At 36.4% G+C, this 483-nt stretch carries 1 protein-coding gene and 1 pseudogene; one reads left to right on the forward strand and one right to left on the reverse strand.

Features of this window, described 5'->3' with window-relative positions; all coding sequences use genetic code 11:
• A partial coding sequence (locus WKI42_RS10665; RefSeq protein WP_368081909.1) for an IMP dehydrogenase occupies window positions 1-322 on the forward strand: 322 nt, incomplete at its 5' end.
• A gap of 55 nt (window positions 323-377) precedes the next feature.
• Here the strand turns inward: WKI42_RS10665 and WKI42_RS10670 are convergent.
• Window positions 378-483: pseudogene (locus WKI42_RS10670) on the reverse strand (DNA replication/repair protein RecF); the annotation flags it as partial.

Raw genomic sequence — 483 nt, forward strand, 5'->3', positions numbered from 1 at the left:
ATTCAAGACTTACCGTGGTATGGGATCAATCGCAGCAATGAAAAAAGGTTCAAGCGATCGTTACTTCCAAGGTTCTGTCAATGAAGCAAATAAACTTGTTCCAGAAGGAATTGAAGGTCGTGTTGCTTATAAAGGAGCGGCAGCTGATATCGTCTTCCAAATGATTGGTGGTATTCGTTCTGGTATGGGTTATTGTGGTGCAGCTAACCTTAAAGAGTTGCATGATAATGCTCAATTTATTGAAATGTCTGGTGCTGGTTTGAAAGAAAGCCATCCTCATGATGTACAAATTACTAATGAGGCACCAAATTATTCTATGTAAAAACAATGGAAAGAACTCCCGTGAAAACAGGAGTTCTTTTACGATGTTGTCAATTTTAATTTACAGAAACTTTACCATCCTGAATTGTGAAAATACTTAGATTTTCTGGTAAATTTTGAAGATGATCTAAGCTTGTTGTTGTGATAAAGGTTTGGATTGAA

It is taken from the genome of Streptococcus pseudopneumoniae, assembly GCF_038148935.1.
Lineage (GTDB): Bacteria > Bacillota > Bacilli > Lactobacillales > Streptococcaceae > Streptococcus > Streptococcus pseudopneumoniae_U.